We start from the raw sequence: 22,911 nt of genomic DNA, 5'->3' as shown, positions 1-22,911 counted from the left end.
GGCATTTTTTTTGTTGGAAACATAGTTATCAATAATAACTTACATGCTTGGTGGCGTCGGTAGCTGTGACGCTAATAGCCAAATAGCAAGCACAAAGAATATTAATCCCATGAATTTATGTTGGTTATTACGGAATTTTTCATTTTTTAGTAATGATTGACCAAACACACCGATAGTGGTTACTAAAAATAGATTAAACAATAATCCTAAAACATTAAGCAGTAATCCAAGCACTAGCATTTGCTCGCCAGACGATGTCGCCACGTGCGTTGAAACAAACTGTGGTAAAAACAAGACAAAGAAAATCAGTGCTTTTGGATTAAGTAAATTAGTAAACACCGCACGGCGATATAACGTTGATGCCATTTTATTGCAATGTTCTAGTTCTTGAGGGGCGTCATCAGGATGAGTACGCATACAGTCCCAGCCCATTTTTAATAAATAAGCGCCACCGACTAGGCGTAAAACATGCAATGCGATTGGATTCATTGCAATCAGTGCTGATACACCCAACGCTGCTAAAATGGTTAATAAAATACCTGAGGTAGCATTACCTAAGCTTGCATAAATACCGACTTTTCGACCATAAGTTAAACTTGAACTCGCAATGAGCAGCATGTCTGGTCCGGGAATAAGTAATAAGGCGATCACTGCGGTGAGGTAAAGCGGTAATATATTTAAATCAATCATGGTAAAAAACAACGTTGGAGTGCAGAAGACTATATTTTACACAATAAATAGTTTCATTCTATGGCTTATAATCAATAGCTGGTGTTTTTTGCTTCATTGTAGTGTTCTTGTATATTAATTGTCTGTTTTTGGTTATTTGAACGTAAGTTGATTGGGGCGAGTGCAGGAGTTTTAGAGCAATAAAGGTCAGCAATATGTAACGAAATAAAAAACTGACCACTAATGAGCGCTATCGAAGCTTCAATATAGTGATCAGTTAGTGACTGTTTTTAAATCTATTTTGTCTGGTTTTTATTATGCTTTATTGCGGTGAAAATGAAATCGCTCATGAAAGTAAGCTTTTAAATGTTCTTCCATGCTGTGGACTTTATCGTCAATGGCATCACATAAAACCGCATCATTGTTCATTGCATTAACGCGGTTAATAACCATTTCTTCAATGGCTGATTTCTGTGCTTCTGTCAGTTGTGGTTGAGTCGTCATTATTGTTTTTATCCTTATTATTACGATGAATCAGTAAAATATATTTATGGGGTCATAGTATCGATATTTATTCAAAGAAGGAATATTTGAATAAATTGTTTGCAGGTAAAAAGTAATTAAAACCTATTACAGGCTGTGATTTATCTCCCAAAATTGGACTTAATCGCCCTCACAGGTAGAATAGCCGCTCACAAGATGAGTACGTTTTTTTAAGGCACGGTTATAAGAGATGGGTCATAACGCGATGAGAAGTAATTTTGAGCTGTTAGCTCCGGGTGGCGATATAGAGTCGATTAAAGCGGCAATTGTCGCGGGTGCGGATGCTATTTATTGTGGCCTAGATAATTTTAATGCCCGTAATCGTGCAACCAATATTACGTTTGAAGATTTAAACGGTATTGTTCGCGTAGCGCATCAACGTGATTGTAAGATCTTTCTTACGCTTAATATCATGATTTTAGAAAGTGAAATTCCAGCGGTTATTCGACTGCTAAATAAGTTGGTCAACACTAAAATTGATGGTGTTATCTTACAGGACTTAGGGCTATTTCACTTAATCAAGCAGCATTTTCCAACGCTTGATGTTCATGCATCTACTCAAGTTAATAGTCATAATGAAGGTCAAATTTTATTTATGGGGCAGCTCAATGCTAGCCGTGTAAATTTATCGCGTGAACTTAATATTAAAGAAATAAAACATTTAGCGCAGTTTGGTCATCAGCATAATGTATTGATGGAAGTGTTTGTGCATGGTTCATATTGCATTGGCTTCTCAGGCCTGTGCTATATAAGTTCGGCTAAAAACGGTAATTCAGGTAACCGTGGTCGCTGTAGTCAGCCTTGTCGTGATCAATATCAGACAACAGCGGTGGGAAAAGATTACCCGCTTAATATGAAAGACAATTCTGCATTTTCAAATTTAGAAGCACTTGCTGATGCTGGCGTATATTCATTAAAGGTCGAAGGGCGGATTAAAAAATCTCATTATGTGTATACCGTTGTCGATAATTGGAGTCGTCAGTTAGACAACTACTGTAATCAAAAACCATTATTGGCAGATACGCGTGAGTTATATACCGTGTTTAACCGTGGTTTTTCAAATTCATATTTAATGGGGGATATCAATAAAGCGATGTTTATTGATAACCCTCGAGATAACTCTGTTGATCACTTTGCGCAGATTGCGGATGCTAAATCTGAGACGGAAATCCAAGCGGTTAAACGAAAGTTATATGATGATAAAACCACGATTATTAAAACTGTTGAAGAGCGAATTGCTGATTTAGATATTCGCTTATTAGCCTTAGAGTTGACGATTATCGGTCAGGTAGGACAACAGCTAATTATTCGCGTAACAACGCCATTGCAGCAGTTTGAAGTGGCATCAACATCGTTATTACGACAGTCTGATAATACGGTGCTTGATAGCGATTGTTTTGAAAAACGCTTCCGCAGCTTAAATAATGGTGAGTATTTATTAGCACCAATGGATTTGAGTCAGCTAGCAACAGGCGTTGTGGTGCCATTTAAAGAATTAACTTACATGCGCGATCAAATTGCATGTGTATTAAATGGCGATCAGCCGCTGGTGGAGCCGTTTGAGTTACCAAAAGTTGTGCGAGCGCCACAATCAACATTGACACCGTCGCTATCTGTGTTAATTGCCAATCCTGCTGATATTGACGCTGTTAGTCAGTCAAATACTGCAGTGTATTATCAGTTGCCAGAAGCGATGGCAATGGAAGGGCTAAAATTAGTTACTCTGTTCCAACAAAACCCACATTTGATCCCTTGGTTCCCAGCCATTTTGATTGGTGATAACTACCAAGCTGCAGTGACGTTCCTTGAACAAGTGAAACCTTCTCGTCTTGTGACCAATAATAGTGGTGTTGGTTATGCTGCACATCAATTAGGTTTAGCGTGGATAGCTGGCCCGCAAATGAACATCAGTAATGGTTTGAGCCTTGAATGTTTACAGCAGGAATTTGGTTGTGTTGGGGCGTTTATTTCTAATGAGATCAAACGCTCTCAGATCAAACCAATAACGGTACCGGCGGGGTTTGAGGTTTATTACAGTATTTATCATCCAATGATGCTGTTAATGAGCCGCCAATGTTTATTCCATCAAACCGTTGGCTGTAAAAAGAAGCGTTTTGATGATAAATGCTTACGCAAATGTGATAAATCTGCATCGATCATTAATCTTACTGAAGCATCATTTGTTGTTGATAAACAGCGTGGCGATCATAATGCGCTATATAACCCTGAGAACTTTTTAAACTTAGATATTGTGGCTGAGGTTCAGAATAAATTTACTGGTTTTATGGTGGATTTACGGGCCATTAAAACTGATACCCAAGTGACGGTATCAAAAGCGGAATTGACGGCGTTATTTAATCAGTATCTTGCTGGTAATAATGATCTTGCACGTAGTGATATTGAAGTCGCTATTATTGGTCATACCTGTAATCAGTACACCAAAGGCTTGTAATAAGTTCGTTGAATAATAAGTAAGCTTTCACAATAAAAAGCCCCGCAGAATATATGTTCTGCGGGGCTTTTTGTTAGCTAACGGATAGCGAACTATTAATTACTTTTTAGCGTTGTCTTTTAGGAAATCAAGAACAAGTTTGCGATCTTTTTCGTTTAGACCTGCACGTGGGAACATACTGTTAGTAATACCTTTCCACTGTTTGTAAGTGAAGTCGCTTGGGTGTGGTGCTGCGTGACAAAGCGTACAGCTACCGTAGAATAATTTCTCACCTGGTGACTGAGCAGGACCTTGTTCTGCGGCTACCGCTTTCAGGCGCTTACCTAGCTGTAATGACCAGATATCAACTTTAAAGTCTGATTTTACAATCTTAGGCGGCATGTAAGCCTGGTTTGGTGTTTCCGCGTCAGTACATTTCTTAAAGTAAGCCAAACAAGTATTAGCACTGGTTGCTTGTGCTAGACCACTGGTTGGTTGACTGCTTGTTAGCATGTTGATTGAACCTGAGTTACAACGGCCTTTGCTATCAAGTTGTAGCCATGCACCTTCGTGAATGTAGATAACGCCAGGCATTGCTTCATCAGTGATACGCGCACCAGCAAGTAGAGTACCGCGTTCGTTATACACTTCAACCACATCGCCGTCTTTCACGCCACGTTCTGCAGCATCTTGCTTGTTAATAAGAACGATTTGACGTCCATCAACAGACTCATAGCTGTTTACATCAGCATTTGCCATTTGTGAGTGCAGACGCATCCATGGGTGTGGGCTTAGGACGTGAACTTGACCTTTTTTAGCATTACCTAACCATTCAAATGGTGGGATCCATTGTGGCATTGGTGGACAATCTTTAGCTTTAAATCCAGCCAGTGTTTCACTGTAAAGCTCGATTTTACCACTTGGTGTATGCAATGGGTTTTTATCAGGATCTGCGTAGAAATCACCATGACGTACAAAGCTATTTGCTGCATCAGGCGTTGTTACGTGAGTAATACCATTTTGCCAAAATGTTTTAAAATCTTCCGTTGCATCAGAGGCTTCATAAGAGGCTTTAACATGTTGGTACATTGTTTTACCGTCGGTAAATTCTTTATGTACGTTAAACATGAAAGCAAGACGTGAGAAGATTTCGTAGTCATCTAAGCTTTCACCTACAGGCTCAATAACCTGACGCATAGCGTAGATTTTGTTGTTGCTGTAAGTACCGCCAGATGAAATATCATCACGCTCAAGAGTAGTGGTGGTTGGTAATACGATATCAGAGTATTTTGCTGTTGCACACCACCAAGGTTCGTGACAAATGATGGTATCAATATTATCGTTCAGCGCGTTAATTAACTCGTTAGTATCTTGTTGGTGAGACAGTAAGTTATTACCCGCATTGTAGATAAGTTTAGCTTTTGGCAAGGTCAGGCTTGAACCGTCGCGAGTATAGGCTTTACCTGGGTTTTTCAGCATGTCTGAAACCATAACCACAGGACACGTTTTAGTAATTGGGTTACGGCCTTGTGATAAACCGATAGGCATACGCTTACCAGATGCTGGCATACCACCGTTACCATAGTGCCAACTAAAGCCAGCACCTTCACCAGGCTTACCAATTTTACCTGCAATTGCGGCAAAGTTGATGATAGACCAGTGGATCATTTCCCCGTGGTCGGCACGTTGTAATGCCCAACCTGCTGCAATTTGGGTACGTTTAGTCACACAAAGTTCAGCAAGCTCTTTAATTTTAGCGGCAGGTAAACCTGTGATTTCTTCAGCCCATTCAGGTGTTTTCGCAACACCGTCTTCGTCGCCAATTAAATAAGCAAGGTATTTATCAAAGCCAACAGTGTATTTATCGATGTAAGCTTTATCGTGTTGACCCGTTTTGTATAAGTGATAAGACATTGCAGTAAATAGAGCAGTATCCGTATTAGGACGGATATTGATCATCTCACTACCAACGGCTTTATCTGTTTGAGTTTGTTGTGGGTTAATAGAGATAAATTTAATCCCTTTCGCCTTGAATGCTTCCCAATGTTTTTGCATTGAGTGATCAGCAACACGGAATTCTACGCGGTTTGTTTTCCAAGGATCACAACCAATAAATAGTACTGCTTCAGTATTTTTTTCAACGATTTCCCACGCGGTTTGTGGCGAGTAAACTTCCATATCACCAATAACGTGTGGAAGAATAACTTCTGAAGCACCTGCAGAGTAGTCACCCGCACAAATACTTTGACCACCAATAAGATTAAAGAAACGCCCTTGTAGAGTCTGAGGACGGTTAACACCACAATGTGACCAACCACCGTATGAAGAACTAAATAGTGCTTCGTTACCATGTTTCTCAACAGTACGTGCGATACAGAAAGCAGTTAATGCAATCGCGGTGTCCCAATCGACACGAACAAAAGGTTCTTTACCACGTAGGTGAGGATTATGATCGCCTAATGGATCTTCTAATAGTGATTTACGTACCATTGGATATTTAATACGTGTATCACTGTAAGTACGGCTTAATACACCTTTGGTTAACATCTCTGTAGGAAATGGGTCTACATCATTAATAGGTTGAACACCAATTAATGTTCCGCTTTTAACGACTGCTTTAAAAGGACCATAGTGGGTAGCTGATGGAATTGTAATTGTATCTGAAGCAAATACTTTACCAGCAGGGAAAAGGGTAAGTCCGTTAGCAGCAATTGCGGTTGCTACTGAACCTTTTAAAAAGTTACGACGAGATAGGGTCATGTTTATATTCCGAAGACAAACCGAATGAGTAAGCGTTCAAGTGGCATAATCACTGTTCAAATACTAGTCGGTATAGTGATCTATTATTTGACTTATTTCTTGATAGGCTACACGTATATATAAAATATATTAGACTACTAACTGGAAAATAAGTTTTCACAAAAATCTATAATAGACGCGAATGTTTAATGTTCAATGTAAATAATGGAATAGTTAGCACAATAATTAAAAACCAACTGATAATTATTCTCGATAGGCGACTTATTGTATGACAATTACAATATGACATACTGTAACCTTCTTGGTATGTTTCTGTTATTATTGTGATTTTTGTCTTTGTTATATAGGTGGTGGTATGTTGTATTTATTATTGTAAAAGATTATTTGAGCTTTTAATATGCTTAGAGTTCTAATTAAAAAAAATTTTGTATCGTTTTACTGAAACAACTATGATCAATTGTGATATTAATATTTTTATATATTAATAGCGTCCATTGCCCTGTTAACATTCAAGTGTTAGTTTGTGCGCAACACTTTTTTTAACGTTGTTTTGACGTTTAATTCATTTTGGACCATCCATGAAGAAACTATGGCGTTTTTTAGTCAAGCCTAGTAGTCGTTATTCTGTATTAGCGATTGCTGTTGTCTGTGTGATCATAACACTGGCAGGTGTGTTTACCTTTCACGAGTCGATAAAATTTAGCTCGACTACCGAGTTTTGTACTTCATGTCACTCAATGAAAGAAAACTACAACGAATATAAAACCAGTATTCACTATAAGAATGCTTATGGCGTACGTGCTGAGTGTCGTGACTGTCATATTCCAGAAAATAACCCGATTGCTTTCATGAAAGCAAAATTGGGTGGTGTGGGCGATATTTACAGCGAATTCATCAGTAAAGATATTGATACACCTGCAAAGTTTGAAGCAAACCGTTTACGCATGGCACAAAATGTGTGGCGTATGATGGCTGAAACAAATTCAGCAACCTGTAAGAGTTGTCACTCATATACTGCAATGGATCACGCGAAGCAATCTCCAGCGGCAGCGGCAGCGATGACTGGCGCAGCAGCAAAAGATATGAACTGTATTGAGTGTCACAAAGGTATTGCGCACCAGTTGCCACATATTAATAATGACTTCCAAGCAACATTTAAACAGTTAACAATTAACGCTGGTGAAGCGCCTGCAACCAAAACGCTTTACACATTAGCATCTAAGAAATTGTATACCACTGACTCTGCATCAGGCGATGAACAAGGTCAGTTATACCCTGCATCAGAAGTGCAAGTGTTAGGTACAAGTGGCGACATGCTTAAAGTACAAATTACGGGTTGGCAGCAACAAGGTTCAACAACCGGTATGTTAGTGCAAGACATGGCGAAGCAGATTCAGACTGTATCACTGAATGCCGATTTACAAAAATCAGCAACTATTCTAAATACAGTGAAAGCTGAAGATGGCCAAACATGGCAGCAATTACAAGTATCTGCATGGATCACACAACGTAATATGCTAGCAAGCATGAAGCCAATCTGGGCTTACGGTAAAGAAATCCTAGATGCAAGTTGTGGTCAGTGTCACGCAATTCCAGATCCAAAACACTTAACTGCAAATGGTTGGGTTCAAGGACTGAAAGCGATGCAACAGTACTACATGTTGGATAAAGATGAAGAGCGTACCTTGTTGAAGTATCTACAAGATAACGCAAAAGATGCACCTGCGGCGGCAGGGCAAGCAACTGAGTAAATCACTCGTTGAAAAATAGATAGCTTGCGTTAAACACAACGCCAAGAACGGAAAGGGGATCTGAGAAATCAGGTTCCCTTTTTTTGCTATTATACGGTATGGTATTCTGTGTTTTGTAAGGGATTTACTATGAAAAAATGAGTTTAACCTTATGCAAACCCAGCAAAGAAAAGAACGTAAAATACATGTGGATAAAGCTAAACAGTGCAGTAAGTTAACATACATTCTTTTGGGTTCTGGACGAGATGGTAATGCGCGATCTTATCAAAATATTGGTGTAAAAGATGAGCTTGTGTGTGGCGGTGAAGTGATAACAAAAAATAATAAACACTATATTGAATTAACCAATGATACTTTTTTAGTTGAAAGCATAGTGTAAGAGAGTATTGGTTAAATTTTGATTGATAAATATAAAAGGACTGAATGTCACCTTCAGTCCTTTTGTTTATCTTGCTAACTTATCTTATGCCGTCACTTCTTGTTTTTGCACTTGAGGAACAAGTTGATCTGCCAGTTTGTGCATTTCAGGTAGCATACGGTGGATCAAGTGAAGTTGCTGTAATACCATACGTACCGAGGTGCAGTCTTCATCTCGCCATTGTCCTAAACGCTGATCCAAATCGACATCTAACGCTGGCGCTCTTTGACATGCGTTGCCTGACAATTGCGTCGCTAAACATTCTAAGTGAGTGTGAATAATGCGGTGTGCTTCTGACACTAACTGGTGGGTATTATCGTCATCAAGTTGTGTTCTGTGAGCACCTAATGCCGAAATATAACTTAGCATTGCATGGTTTAAGGTTAAGAAACGGAAACTTTCATTCGCATCAATTTGGTAACGCTCAGGCTCTGCCAGCATATTACTGATTGCTGTATTTAAATGAGCATCGGTATTGTGGGCATCTCGGCGTGAAATACGGTAACTCAAGCTATCACGTTTACCGATACGGTACTGACCAATAATTTGTGCTAAGTAATCTTTATTGGCATTAATTGCTCCAGACATTGCCTTGTGTAAACGCTTAGATTCCCAGTCTGGCAGAATAAAGGTTACCGCCAATACTGCCAGTAAACAGCCAATCAAGGTATCGCCTAAACGAGGCAGAATAACCGCATAACCTTCACCTAGTTGATTAAAACAGAACAATACTAGCAAAGTAATAAACGCTGTTGCCCAACCGTATTTAACCATTCTAAACGAGAAAAACAGCACGCCAGCCACCACCATGAGTACTAATTGACCTTCTTGTCCCGGAAATAAATAAAGCAGGGGAATACCCGCTAAAATACCGCCAATAGTACCTATCACACGTTGGCGTAATTTTTGGCGGGTTGCACTGTAGTTTGGCTGACATACAAATAGCGTGGTGAGCAAAATCCAGTAGCCACGTTGCAAATCGAATACTTGAATACAGCCATAACCAACGGTTAATGCGATAGCCATGCGCATAGCGTGACGAAACAGCATCGAATCAGTATTACATTGTGCACTGATTCGTTTTGCTAATTCTTTAATACCGTGAGCTTCGTTATCAGATAATTGGATATCATTTTCTTCTTCTACATGTGTGGCATCAGGGTTATTGATATTCATTAACTGACGTTCAACAGTCGCCAAGTTATTAAATAGAAAATCAAGCTGGATCAGCAACATCTTCCACTCAGGCTTATTTTGGTCATGTAAATATTGCAGTGAGTCTTGCAGCTCGTTTAATGCTTTGAGGCTCTTTTCATCGTGGGTATAAGATTTTCCCATTGCTAACGCCGTTGAAATATCACGGCATGCAATAGCTTGTGAGCGTAATAAACGTTGAAAACGGAACAGAACATCACTGCGGTTAAAGTTGGCGGCGAGATCTTGATAGCGATAGTGTGAAGAGCTTGCACGCTCATGAATATCTTGTGCCATAAAATAAATGGTCAAAAAACGATCGCCGGTAGTATTGGGTTGTCCACGGCGAGCACGATGCAATAGGGTAGCTTTGGCTATGTTTAAGGCATTTACCACCCGCGCATTTTGGCTGGCTGCTTTTAAACGTAATGGTTGAGGTACTAAATCAGCGACAGGTTCAAAAAGCTGACTTTTATGATCAAGGTAATCAGCACACTCACTAAAGACGTTAGCAAGGCTACGTTGTACTGGTTGGTTAGGCCACAAAATATGCCATGTTAATGATAAACAGCCATACCAGAATGCGCCGCCAAGGAGTAGCATCGGTTGATACCATAAGTTCACACTATGCTCGGCACCGAGCATGGTGTAAACCGCTAGTAATAGCGAGGCAAAGGCAATGCTGGCATAGCGCGCGCCCATCGCACCAAGCATAATAAAACTAAATGTTGAACAAAAGAGACCGATTGCAAAGAAAAGGGGATAGTCAAACAAGACTTCAATAGAAAGGGATGCAATCAAAAAACAAATCAGAGTTATTGTCAGGCCTTTAATACGGCCAGTTAAATTATCGTCAGACTCAGCTAGCGCTGCAGCGATAATGCCGAGTACTAAGGGGGTAACAGCATGGTTCGCTTTGAGGTACCAACATGGTAATACCACTCCAACAAGTGCAATAAATACGCGAATAGAGTAATTAATACGATCATTGACCCAGTAGCGACGAAAATTTACATGTAAGTCTTTAGTTTGCATGGATATTAACAATCTTCTGATAATAATGAATGGAGAAAACGATAGAATTATCTAACGTTATAAAAACGTCACTAAAGATAACAGAAATATGGTTATTGCTGATCAAAAAAATTAACGTTACCTTGCGGAATAATATTTAACCAAATAGACGCTTCAAGACTATGGCTACACGAGAGTTATTGATATTCTAAGTGACATTATCCCGATAAACGGGTGACAAGTAATGATTCAATCGAGGTTGAGTAACTCGGTTACCGGCCAGTAATGAGTATTACAGCCTAATTAAAGCATGGAACAATTGGTGGAATCACAATGCAATTAAGTGCCAGTCGACTAGCACAATGGTTAGTTCAAGGTGATTATTACAGTATCGCTTTAGACGGTAATAGCTTGGTATTAGATAGTCAGACCACGTCTGATGTGATCTCTTTTGATGACTGGGATGGGTCGGTTGAAATCCATCGTGGTGTATTATGGGGTGCGCTTGAGCTGACGTCTTCAAACCAACAATACTGTTGGACAGTTCATGGCTTGCCTTGGCACGAATGTAAGCCCTTCGCTGCATTTTTAGTTCGTAGCTATCAAGATTGGGCACAAAGCCGCGTTGATAAATTAGATGTGATGTTGCCTGAAATGCTACAAAGAATTGCAGTTTTTTCAAATAAATCAGGCTATTTGCGTCATTCTGAACATCATGAATTACATCAGTTTCTTAATGATAGTTTACATGATTCAGACCTAAGCCCAGAGCTTGCTGCAACGTTTAGACCCCGTAGTTTTGAAAAAATCTCTCCTTGGCTGGGTGAGCATCAAGCGTGGGTTGAAGAGCATAATCAACAATGGTTACTACAGCAGTCACAAAAATGGGGCTCATGGTTTGATAGCTTTGAGAAATCACCCTTAAATGAATCGCAACGTACCGCTGCTTTGATTAACCAAGATTATAATTTGATCTTAGCGGGAGCTGGCACCGGAAAAACCAGTGTGTTAGTTGCACGTGCCGGTTATCTTATTGCCAGTCAGGCTGCAGTGCCTGAAGATATTTTGATGCTATCGTTTGGGCGTAAAGCAGCCGAAGAGATGACAGATAGGCTAAAGCAAAAGGTCAGTGATCGGGTTAAAGTCGCCACTTTCCATAGCCTAGGGTCACAGATTATTCGTGATGTTGAACACGATAAACCCAATGTTGCCTCAATTACATTAGATGTGCGTGCCCGTAGTGCATGGTTGGCACGAATGTTAATTGAACAATGGAATAACTCAACAGCAGCCAGCAAATGGCAACGCCATCTTACTCAATGGCGAGTACCTGGGTTTAGCAAAGAAAACTCAATGGAACAGCAAGCTGAAAATGAACAATTACAAGCTTGGGTGTGGCGTCATATTGAGTTACTTGGCCAGTCAGGTATGAAAAAAGACGCGTTGTTAGAGGCGATTGTAAATAATAATAACCCGGCAATGCGCCCACGAATGAAAAGTGAGTTAGCGCTATTATGGCCATGTTATCAAGCCTATTTACAGCACTTAAAAGTGAAAAAGCAAATAGACTTTAATAGTATGATTGAGGTCGCTACCGAGTATGTTAAAGCCGGTAAGTTTGTCTCGCCATGGCGTTATATTATGGTTGATGAATACCAAGATATTTCACCACAACGATTAGCGTTAATTGAAGCATTATGCCATCAGAAAGTGGCAGGTCATACGACACCAACGTTATTTGCTGTTGGCGATGATTGGCAGGCTATTTATCATTTTGCAGGGGCTGACGTTAATTTAACCACTGATTTTAAAGGTCGCTTTGGCAATAGTAATATTAGTGAGCTTTCAACAACCTATCGCTTTAATAGCATGATTGGTGAAGTAGCTAACGTATTTATTCAACAAAACCCAAGTCAAATTAAGAAGCAATTAACCAGCTTTACTAAGCAAAGTAAGAAAGCGGTGACTTTATTAGCAACTGATTTATTGCCACAAGAGTTAATTCGTCTCAGTAAACATTACGAGAACAAGAACACCAATGTGTTGATTCTTGGTCGAAATAATAAGCAGAAACCTGAGAAGTTTGAAACGTGGAAAACACAGTGGCCGCAGCTTAACTTGGAATATATGACATGCCATTCCAGTAAAGGGCGTGAAGCTGATTATGTGTTTATTGTTGATGTTAATAAAGGGATTTTCCCGTCGCCGGATCGTGAAACAGGTTTAGCGGCAATCATGCAATCAAGCACTGAAACCTATAATGATGCGGAAGAAAGACGCTTATTTTATGTGGCATTAACACGGGCGAAAAAGCATGCGTGGGTGTGTGCTAATCCTGATAAAACGTCACCGTTTATTAATGAATTAATTGAAGATAAGTATCCAGTTAATAATAAAATCAAACGTACTAAATAAACACGGTTGATAACGTCAAGCTCCGCCATTAAATGACTAATAGCGGGGCTTTTTTACACTTAACTTATATGTAAAGTAGTAAAAATTTTGATGTTATGTGCTGATGTGCGCCACAATTTTTCCTGAATGGGTTTGTTGTTTTAATTCAGTCAGTGCTTGTGAAAGTTTGTCAAAGGGGACTATCTTTTCAACCATACTTGATAAATGTCCATCGGCGACTAAATCACTTATATTATTACCAATATCAGCAAGGTGGCTGATGTGTTCTGGCGCGCCATGAGCATAAGTACCCTGTAATGCGACTTCATGAATACTTAACGCCTTGGTGGTCGCAAGCAGTGGCACTTGATCAAATTGATTAGCGACCATGACGATATGGCCATTATAACGAATGAGTGCACTCATGATGCTACCAGATTGTGCCGATATACAATCAATCACGCCGTGTAATAATCTATCTTCGGTCAGGTTTATCAGCTTAAGAGCAACATTTTGTTGTGGGCAAATAACAGCATCAATTCCATAGCTGAGTAGTCGTGGGTGATGCTGTCGCTCTGCAATGGCATAAACATGTGCGCCTGCGAGTTTGGCTAATTGTGCTGCAAAGCCACCCACACCGCCTCCCGCTCCAGTGATAGCAATATGTTGGCCAGCTTCAACTTGTAATTTATCGTGTACCGCTATCCAAGCACTATAAGCTGCACAGGGTAAGGCGGCAGCATCAGTAAATGAGAGTGTTAATGGAATTCGACTCACTGCGACAGCTTTTACACACGCATATTCAGAAAAGCCGCCAGCAGTGCGAGGATCGGCAAAGAACATCACTCTGTCGTTAACTTTAAATTGATGCACATTGGCGCCGACACTATCAATATTACCCGCAACATCAAGGCCTATTATTTGGGGGTAATTCCATGTTGCATAGCCCCACTCGGTAAGTTTGTAATCAATAGGATTGAGGCCTACTGCTGCAACTTTTACACAAATTTCATCGGCGGCAGGAATAGGCTTCGTCGCTGTTGTCAGTGATAAGGCTTGTAGCCCATCTGGTTGTTGTAACATCCAAGCTTTCATAGGCGACTCCTTATTAGACTACTTATAACCATATAATGAATTATTCATTTTGGCTTAAATATATTGTCTAAATCATGATAATAAAAAGCCTTCGGCATTAGCGAAGGCTTAGTGATTACATTGATTATAGCGCCGAGATAGTTAATCTAGACGTTGTTTTAGATAAGCGTCGTAATCTGGAATTTCGATATCAATTTCTTTATCAAGCAAAGGAGAGGTGATGATAAAATTCGCGCTGGCACGATTGGTTGCAACGGGAATATTCCACACTGCAGAGATGCGTAGTAGTGCTTTTACGTCAGGATCGTGTGGTACAGCATTGAGTGGATCCCAGAAAAAAATCATCATATCGATTTTGCTTTCTGAAATTAATGCTCCCAGTTGTTGATCGCCACCCATAGGACCGCTGATTAAACAAGTAATTGGCAACCCTGTTTCTTTTTCAAGTAAATGTCCCGTAGTGCCTGTTGCATAAAGGGCATGATTAGCTAACTTATGTTGGTGCTCTTTCACCCAGCGCAGTAATGCCGTTTTGCAATTATCATGAGCAACGAGAGCAATATTCTTTTTAGCTGCCATTGTGCGAGTAGTAGTAATCATGATCGTCCTTTTAATCTCAAGTAAATCTTGATGAAGCTAGGTGATAAGACATATAAGTATCAAAGACTAGACAGGGTGTAAATCAGATTAGGCTAAAAACTTGTGGTGGCCCATAAATTATTGATATTGATCTTTATAGGCCCCAGTTTATTCAAGGTTATCGGCTGATATGATGATCATTAACATAGAATGATGGGCGGAACTCAGCTGGCGATAATGAGTTACGAATCACCGTCGCAGGTAAATGTTGAGGGGTTAAATCGACAATCAATGGTGATATATCGAGTACCATTGGTTTTTTCTCGAGGTAACGCACGGTTTGATCGATTGATAATCGTGCTTGCTCTGCCATTTTATCAGTGGGCGCAAATAAAATTTTATGGCGACGTAAACCTCGGTAAACACCATGACTTAGATATGTCGATACAATTTTAATATCGGTAATGTGATTGGTACGTAATTCACTGATTGCGACTTCAGCTGCAACTGCACCACCAACAATATAATCAATGTTTTTATAATCAGTAAATAATTGCTGTAATAAATTACGTTGTAGTTCTTTACTATTGTCATCCCATAATGTGGTGGCGATCTCAATATCGCTATTGGCTATCGCGGCTTTAAAGCCTTTAGTAACAGATTTCGTTCCGCCACGTAATTGTGGCCCTGGAAGCCATGCAATACGTACTTTTCCGGAACCTTTAGGATGTAATTTAGCAAGATAAGTCCCCGCAGCTTTACCCATATCGTACCAATTAACCCCAACTTTTGCTTTTACATGCTGACGAATATCAGGATCAGTAAAATCAATATTATTGGTCATTAAAAATACCGGAGTATTGCCAATTAGAGAGGATAGCTTACCGTTGTAGGCTTGCGCATCTACCGTGCCTAAAATAATGGCATCAGCTCCCCAATGGTGACAAGCTTTTAGTTGACTCTGTTGTTTAGCAAGGTTGCTATAGCCGCCAGCTTCAAGCACTTTTAGGGTAATACCGAGTTTTTTTGCTTGCTCAACCATTCCATAATTGATCGACAACCAATAAGAATCTTTTAAATGTGGGTACACTGCACAGACTTTCCACGGTTTTGTGACCGAGGTTAAAAAGGAGTATTGAATTTTTGTCGGTTTTTTGTCCGTTTGAAAAGGAGGTTGATATGAAATCACCTCGAGCGCAAACGCAGATTGAGTGGATAAAATCATTAAAATAAAAAATAAAATGCGCATTGTTACCAACATTATTTAGGTCTAAAGCCATATCGCTGGCAAAATAGTACCGTTTTATTGTGTTTGGTGAAATAGCCAGTATTGCACAAGCCATATTTATCGTGGCAATTCACCATCCTAAACAAGATTTATGAGATAGAGACTATTTATGACATTTACTCGAAAAGGTATCGGAACCAAATTGTTGTTGGCCTTTTCTGCCATGGCTGGCTTGATGATCATAGCTGTTATGATCGGTGTAGCAGGCTTTTCGTTAGTTGCTCAAACTGAGCGTACCGTGATTAATTCCGCAGTACCGGCTTTAGCTGAAGCAAGAAAATTATCAGATTTGAGTTCGCGGATTATTTTTAATGCTCAAGTGTTGGCGAAATCGAAACTTGAATCAGAACGGATGCAACAAGGGCGCGCATTAACGATTCATATAGAAGCTTTAAATCGCAGTTTACACGCATTGGAGCAATATTCGTTTGATCAGCCATTAATGGTGAAATTAGAAGATGATGTAAAGCGTATTGTCGATAATTTAGCGTTACTTGGGTTGCTGGTGGGAAGGCAAATAGACTTACAAAGCCAATTGGATCAGTTAACAACGGCGATGACTAAGGCAACACATCAAATTGATAATTTATCTCAATCGCAAGTGGCAAATGCTAATACGATTGCAGTGGCGAACGTGTCACGGATTTACGATTTAGTCGCCGCTAATAATAAACCGGCTGTTTATAATGCCCTTGATAGTTTAGTTGAAGTCGATATGGACTTATCTGAGCGCTTATTTGAATTACGATTTTTATCATTACAAGTGGTTAATATGTTGGATGACTCTGAACGTATTATTGATATTAAATCGTTAGTGGCATTAAAAACACGCTTTAATAACGCAGTTAATATTATTAGCCATCGCGTTAAATCGGTTGAGGATCCTAGCCGTTCAGAACAGTTAATGAAAGAAACCGCTAAGCTTGAGCGTGGTGATTTGCTGTTTAGTGTTGGTGAGCAATTAATTTATGCGAAGCAGGATGTACAGCGATTAGATCAGCAAAACTTAGTGTTATTTCAACAGTTAAATAATACCGTTGATGAAATAATAGCAGCAGCTAATGTCAATACTCAGCAAGCGGTTAAGCAAGTTGATCAGACGCTCATCGTTGCCCGTAATACGTTGATTGTGATTTCAGGCATTGGCTTATTAGCATTGGTGTTGATCATGTGGCGTATTGTTTACATACAGGTTATTTGTCGTATTAACCATTATAGCCGCGCTTTATTATCGCTAACTCGCGGTGATTTAGGTATTCAACTTGATGTTGATGGTGATGATGAGTTAGCGCAAATGGGACGGGCAATTTTAGTGGCGCGTGATACTGCCAATGAACGCCATCGGTTAGCTCAAGCAGAAGCTAAAATACGGCAAGAATTACAGCTGCATAAAGCAAGTTTAGAGCGGTTGGTTGCCAAGCGTACTGGTGAGTTAGAGCGTATCAATAGTCGCTTAAATGAAGAAGTCTACAATCATTATAAAGCTCGTGATGAGGCTGAAAAAGCCAATAGAGCTAAATCAGCATTCCTAGCAACCATGAGTCATGAAATTAGAACGCCAATGAATGGCGTACTAGGGACTGCATCTTTACTCGCCGATACTAATTTAAGTAGCCAACAAAAACGCTATTTAGATGTGATTAACCGCAGTGGTGAAAACTTGCTTGATATTCTCAATGATATTTTAGATTACTCTAAAATTGAAGCTGGGCATTTAGATATTAGGCCAAGCGATTTTGCTTTAAAGCGCATGGTTGTTGATGTGTTTAATATGCTGCATGGACGTGCTGTAGCAAAGCGAATTGGGTTTGAATATCATATTGAGCCAGGAGCCGATGCGATTTGGTTTGGTGATGAAAGCCGCATTCGACAAGTACTGGTTAACTTAGTCGGTAATGCGATTAAGTTTACAGATACTGGTAAAGTCACCATAAATGTGCAGCCACACCCTGATATGCCTGATGAAATACTGTTCTCAGTGCAAGATTCAGGGATCGGCATTGATACCAGTGAGCAAACATTATTATTTAGTGCTTTCCAACAAGCAGAAGCCGGGCGTAAATCGATTGAAGGTACCGGGCTTGGCTTAGCCATCAGTAAACATATTGTGGCAGCGATGGATGGCGAGATTGGCGTTGATTCAGTGATTGGTGAGGGAAGTTGCTTCTGGTTTGCGTTACCTTTAGAGCCAGGCGAGGCGGCATTAAGTACCGATGCTAACCAAGTTATCGTGCCTGCTGCACACATACTTTTGGTTGAGGATAACCCAGTAAACTGCATGGTTGCAGAAGGATTTCTGAAGCGATTAGGTCATACTGTAGTTATTGCTGAAGATGGCGCACAAGCTGAAGCGTGTTATCGTAAAGAGTCGTTTGATTTAGCGTTACTTGATATTAATTTACCTGATACTGATGGTATAACGCTGTTGCATCAATTACGTCGTATCGACAGTACTAAAAATGCGTCGTGGCAAGAGCCAACTCCGATGGTGGCTTTTTCTGCTCATGTATTTAGAGAGGAAGTTGAAATTTATCTCAATGCTGGTTTTTCGGGTTTTTTGCCAAAGCCATTGGTTGAACAGCAACTTATCGAGACGATGAACAGTATTTTAAAAGGGGATAAGCGAGTGGTTATTGAAAAAGGTGCTGGTGAAGAAAAACCACAACTTGCAGAAATCGATGAGGCGTTACCCCTCGTAAAAGAATCTGTTTTGGGCTCTGATTTACAAGTACTTGGTGCGGCACAGGTAAAGCAGTTAATTAGCTTATTTGGTGATTCGGCAAGTAAAACGCTGGTGACGTTACAACAAGCGATTGCAAATAATGATTTACCAGAAGTTGCCAAACAAGCCCATACACTTAAAGGTGCATCGGGTACGATGGGACTAATGCAATTACATCAGTTATGTCTAATGTTTGAAAAATCAGCGCAAGAGGGTTCTATAGAGGGTTTAGCGGTTGCACCATTACAGCAAGTGTTTGATGCTTCTGTCGCGGCGTTAGCCACCACCTTTCTTGATGATTAATTCTGCTAGTAATAGTGAGATAATAAAAAAGAACGCTACGGCGTTCTTTTTTTATGCCAACAGATCACGTGTCATAAACGTGCTATGAGGATCAGGCTGATAATCCGCAAAAGGCAGGCACTCAATAAACCCGTGTTTAGCATACAGTGCTCGTGATGGTGCAAAGAAGTCCATTGAACCTGTTTCTAAACTTAATTGTTGGTAGCCCTGTGTTTTTGCATAAGAAATAATGTGTTGCAGTAATAGTGAAGCGACACCTTGACCTCGAAATTCATCGGCTGTTCGCATTGATTTTATTTCAGCCGTGGTTGTGTTTAAGTGCTTTATCGCACCACACCCAGCCAATTGGTGTTGATTCCAGATAGACCAAAAAGTCACATTTTGATGCTGAAGTTGGGTTAGATCTAATGCATGTACACTTTCTGCAGGCGCAGTGCTATTCATATCGGTTAAATGCGCTTGTAATAACGCTTGAATAGCGTGTCCTTGTAAATCGTCAATAATAATATTCATAGATATAGCCATTGGCAAAAGTATTACTTTACGGTTAAGTGAATATTTTACCTAGTCATTTTAGTGATAAAGCTGATTGCCATAATGAACGAAAGAGTATTATTAATCTTATAGAGAAGAGATATTATAAGCGATGAGGGTAAAGGAAGCTAAAAGGAGGAACTGAGTTATGTTGATAAAAAGTACCGATAAAAAATAACCCCGAGAACAACGTCCTCGGGGTTAAAGGTATCACTTAGAGTAATTAAAAATTACTTCTTAGCGTTACGCTCTTTCTGCTCAGCGATTACTTTTTCAGCAACGTTAGCAGGACAAGGTGCGTAGTGTGAGAACTCCATAGAGAACTGACCACGGCCTGATGTCATAGTACGTAGAGTACCGATGTAACCAAACATTTCTGAAAGTGGTACGTCAGCTTTAATACGAGAACCAGTTACGCCAGCAGTTTGGTCTTTGATCATGCCACGACGACGGTTAAGGTCACCGATAACATCACCAACGTGATCTTCTGGAGTAAATACGTCAACGTTCATGATTGGCTCAAGAAGTTGCGCACCAGCTTTAGGCATAGATTGACGGAATGCGCCTTTCGCTGCGATTTCAAATGCTACTGCAGATGAATCGACTGCGTGGAATGCACCATCAAGAAGCTCGATTTCAACGTCAAGAACAGGGAAACCAGCTAGAACACCAGTGTCCATCATGCCCTTGAAGCCTTTCTCGATTGCAGGCCAGAATTCTTTAGGAACGTTACCACCGATTACAGATGATGTGAACTTAAAGCCTGAACCTACTTCACCTGGCTTCATTACGTAGTCGATCTTACCGAACTGACCAGAACCACCAGATTGCTTCTTATGCGTGTAGCTATCTTCAACTGGCTTCGTGATTGTTTCACGGTAAGCAACTTGAGGTTGACCAACAATTAGGTCTACGCCGTATGTACGCTTAAGGATATCAACCTTAATGTCTAGGTGAAGTTCACCCATACCTTTAAGGATTGTTTCGCCAGTTTCTTCGTCAGTCTCAACTTGGAAAGATGGATCTTCTGCAACCATTTTACCGATCGCGATACCCATTTTCTCTGAACCGCCCTTATCTTTAGGCGTTACAGCAATTGAGATTACTGGCGTTGGGAAGATCATTGGCTCAAGAGTACACTCGTGCTTAACATCACAAAGAGTGTGACCAGTTTGAACGTTCTTCATACCAACGATAGCGATGATATCACCAGCTTGCGCAGATGATAGTTCGTTACGCTCATCAGCTTGCATCTCAACCATACGGCCGATACGCTCAGTCTTACCTGTAGCAGAGTTAAGGATGGTGTCACCCTTGTTTAGCTTACCAGAGTAAATACGAACGAATGTTAGTGCACCAAAGCGGTCATCCATGATTTTGAATGCAAGCGCGCGGAATGGTTCATCAGCAGATACAGTTGCAACTTCACCAGTTGGCTCGCCAGTTTCTGGATCTGTTAGCGGCTGTGGATCAACTTCGTCTGGAGCTGGTAGGTAATCTACAACAGCGTCAAGAATGTTTTGAACACCCTTGTTCTTGTATGCAGAACCACAGAAAGTTGGGAAGAATGCTAGGTCACGTGTACCTTTACGGATACAACGCTTAAGATCTTCGATAGAAGGCTCTTCACCTTCCATGTAAGCTTCTAGAAGCACGTCGTCTTGCTCTACAGCAGTCTCAACTAATTCTTCACGGTAAGCTTCAAGATCGTCAACCATGTTCGCAGGAACTTCTTGGATTTCGAAGTTTTCTGGAAGACCAGAGTCATCCCATACGAAAGCTTGACGAGTTAGAACGTCAACAACACCTACGAAGTCTTCTTCAGTACCGATAGGTAGTGTCATAACTAGAGGTGTAGCACCTAGTACGTTCTTAACTTGGTCAACAACGCGGTAGAAATCTGCACCCATACGGTCTAGTTTGTTAACGAAGATCAGACGAGCAACTTCTGATTCGTTCGCGTAACGCCAGTTAGTTTCTGATTGTGGTTCAACACCACCAGAACCACAGAATACACCGATACCGCCATCAAGTACTTTAAGAGAACGGTAAACTTCAACTGTGAAGTCAACGTGTCCTGGAGTATCGATAACGTTTAGACGGTGGTCATTCCAGAAACAGCTAACTGCTGCAGACTGGATAGTAATACCGCGCTCAGCTTCCTGCTCCATGAAGTCAGTTGTAGTTGAGCCATCGTGAGTATCACCAATCTTATGGATTTTACCAGTAAGCTTAAGGATACGCTCTGTAGTAGTAGTTTTGCCCGCATCAACGTGCGCGAAAATACCAATGTTTCTGTATTTAGATAAATCTGTCATTGTTTTTCTCTATAAACAATTACTGTCACATGTGAGGTCGCGGATTATAGCACTACTTGTGCTAATCAGAACATAGCCATGTGTAATAAAATAGTTATTCGCTTGCTTTTTGCCCTAGGTGCCATACCTGTTGACGAAGATCCGAGCAAATAACGGTGATAAAAACCAAGATTAGCCGAGGTTGATTATTATTGTAAGTCGATTTGAGGATATTTTAGTGATCTTTTATTGCTATAGCGTTAAATAATGGTGATGTTTAAGTGTCAATAAAAATGGACAAAACGAATTTTTAACAGCTTAGGTCTGAAAAAATAGTAACTACGCTGGAATCTATCATTTGTTTCACTTTATGTTTGGTAGTGAGGTAGAATTTAACTTAGTTCCTGTTTTATTATTTGAGTGTACAAAATGTCGGAAGAAATAGAAGTAGAAGCGCTGGAAGTTGAAGTCTCTGTACAACCAATTGAACTCTATAAAGTACTTAAAATTGCCAATTTGGTTAGTGGTGGCGGGGAAGCTAAATATGCTATATCCGAAGGTTATGTTGCTGTAAATGGTGAAATTGAATTACGTAAGCGTTGTAAAATCTATGATGGTGACGTGATAGAGTTTAACGGTGAATATTTCGTAGTTATTTGTGATCAACCAGTGCAAGAAGCGCCAGTTAGAGAGCAAAAAACAGCTCAAGCAGCTGTTGTGGAAAAACCAGCTAAAAAAGATAAAAAAACACCAGCGGCAAAAGTTAAAAAAAATAAAGCGACTCCGTCAACGAGCAAGAATCGCTCGGTGACTAAAAAAGAAGCAGAGAAAGCAGACAAGAAAGCCGATACTGCAACAGGTCGTAAGCCGATCAGTTTTTAAGTTATTAGACTCTATTATAGGCGTGCAAAGGCACGTC

Annotated in this window: 15 protein-coding genes; 6 read left to right on the top strand and 9 right to left on the bottom strand. The window is 40.3% G+C overall.

Going from position 1 to position 22,911, the window contains the following annotated elements; translation table 11 throughout:
* Positions 1–39: 39 nt before the first annotated feature.
* Positions 40–690, bottom strand: coding sequence for a LysE family translocator (locus tag G6R09_RS09810; RefSeq protein WP_061000106.1), 651 nt, complete (start codon positions 688–690; stop codon positions 40–42).
* A 294-nt stretch (positions 691–984) separates the two neighbouring features.
* A complete protein-coding gene (locus G6R09_RS09805) occupies positions 985–1,173 on the bottom strand; it encodes a hypothetical protein (protein ID WP_065168242.1) in 189 nt (62 codons plus the stop codon).
* A 244-nt stretch (positions 1,174–1,417) separates the two neighbouring features.
* Between G6R09_RS09805 and G6R09_RS09800 the strand changes: the two genes are divergently transcribed.
* Positions 1,418–3,664, top strand: a complete 2,247-nt coding sequence (locus G6R09_RS09800; RefSeq protein ID WP_163922090.1) for a peptidase U32 family protein — start codon at positions 1,418–1,420, stop codon at positions 3,662–3,664.
* 99 nt (positions 3,665–3,763) lie between these two features.
* On the opposite strand, the gene G6R09_RS09795 is transcribed toward G6R09_RS09800, so the two are convergent.
* Entirely contained in the window at positions 3,764–6,403 is a 2,640-nt protein-coding gene (locus tag G6R09_RS09795; RefSeq protein ID WP_163922087.1) for a molybdopterin-dependent oxidoreductase, read from the bottom strand.
* Between the two features lie 578 nt (positions 6,404–6,981).
* Between G6R09_RS09795 and torC the strand changes: the two genes are divergently transcribed.
* Together torC and G6R09_RS09785 are read left to right on the top strand one after the other, a co-directional pair.
* On the top strand, positions 6,982–8,154 hold the full coding sequence (gene torC / locus G6R09_RS09790; protein WP_163922084.1) for a pentaheme c-type cytochrome TorC: 1,173 nt from the start codon (positions 6,982–6,984) through the stop codon (positions 8,152–8,154).
* 151 nt (positions 8,155–8,305) lie between these two features.
* Positions 8,306–8,533, top strand: coding sequence for a hypothetical protein (locus tag G6R09_RS09785; RefSeq protein ID WP_163922081.1), 228 nt, complete (start codon positions 8,306–8,308; stop codon positions 8,531–8,533).
* 84 nt (positions 8,534–8,617) lie between these two features.
* Here G6R09_RS09785 and yccS read toward each other — a convergent pair whose 3' ends face one another.
* Positions 8,618–10,801 carry a YccS family putative transporter gene (gene yccS / locus G6R09_RS09780; RefSeq protein WP_163922078.1) on the bottom strand — a complete coding sequence of 728 codons (2,184 nt, stop codon included), beginning with the start codon at positions 10,799–10,801 and terminating at the stop codon, positions 8,618–8,620.
* A gap of 312 nt (positions 10,802–11,113) precedes the next feature.
* Between yccS and helD the strand changes: the two genes are divergently transcribed.
* Positions 11,114–13,195, top strand: a complete 2,082-nt coding sequence (gene helD / locus G6R09_RS09775) for a DNA helicase IV (protein WP_163922075.1) — start codon at positions 11,114–11,116, stop codon at positions 13,193–13,195.
* Between the two features lie 93 nt (positions 13,196–13,288).
* On the opposite strand, the gene G6R09_RS09770 is transcribed toward helD, so the two are convergent.
* From G6R09_RS09770 to torT, 3 genes are all read right to left on the bottom strand, one after another.
* Positions 13,289–14,269 carry an alcohol dehydrogenase catalytic domain-containing protein gene (locus G6R09_RS09770; protein ID WP_163922072.1) on the bottom strand — a complete coding sequence of 327 codons (981 nt, stop codon included), beginning with the start codon at positions 14,267–14,269 and terminating at the stop codon, positions 13,289–13,291.
* Positions 14,270–14,410: 141 nt separating this feature from the next.
* Positions 14,411–14,869, bottom strand: a complete 459-nt coding sequence (locus G6R09_RS09765; protein WP_065168248.1) for a methylglyoxal synthase — start codon at positions 14,867–14,869, stop codon at positions 14,411–14,413.
* 157 nt (positions 14,870–15,026) lie between these two features.
* On the bottom strand, positions 15,027–16,097 hold the full coding sequence (gene torT, locus G6R09_RS09760) for a TMAO reductase system periplasmic protein TorT (RefSeq protein ID WP_163922069.1): 1,071 nt from the start codon (positions 16,095–16,097) through the stop codon (positions 15,027–15,029).
* 148 nt (positions 16,098–16,245) lie between these two features.
* Between torT and torS the strand changes: the two genes are divergently transcribed.
* The gene (gene torS / locus G6R09_RS09755; protein ID WP_163922066.1) at positions 16,246–19,161 is read left to right on the top strand and encodes a TMAO reductase system sensor histidine kinase/response regulator TorS; all 2,916 of its coding nucleotides are present in this window, start codon (positions 16,246–16,248) and stop codon (positions 19,159–19,161) included.
* A gap of 51 nt (positions 19,162–19,212) precedes the next feature.
* Here the strand turns inward: torS and G6R09_RS09750 are convergent, their stop codons facing one another.
* Positions 19,213–19,674, bottom strand: coding sequence for a GNAT family N-acetyltransferase (locus G6R09_RS09750; protein WP_065168250.1), 462 nt, complete (start codon positions 19,672–19,674; stop codon positions 19,213–19,215).
* 251 nt (positions 19,675–19,925) lie between these two features.
* Positions 19,926–22,013 (bottom strand): elongation factor G, encoded by a 2,088-nt coding sequence (fusA, locus tag G6R09_RS09745; protein WP_163922063.1) that lies wholly within the window; start codon positions 22,011–22,013, stop codon positions 19,926–19,928.
* A gap of 408 nt (positions 22,014–22,421) precedes the next feature.
* Between fusA and G6R09_RS09740 the strand changes: the two genes are divergently transcribed.
* Complete coding sequence (locus tag G6R09_RS09740; RefSeq protein ID WP_065168252.1) at positions 22,422–22,874, top strand: RNA-binding S4 domain-containing protein; 453 nt, start codon at positions 22,422–22,424, stop codon at positions 22,872–22,874.
* Positions 22,875–22,911 lie beyond the last annotated feature (37 nt).

Source organism: Photobacterium sp. Alg240-V54 (assembly GCF_900537155.1).
In the GTDB taxonomy this organism is placed as follows: Bacteria; Pseudomonadota; Gammaproteobacteria; order Enterobacterales; family Vibrionaceae; genus Photobacterium.
This window is presented reverse-complemented; position numbering and strand designations above follow the sequence as displayed.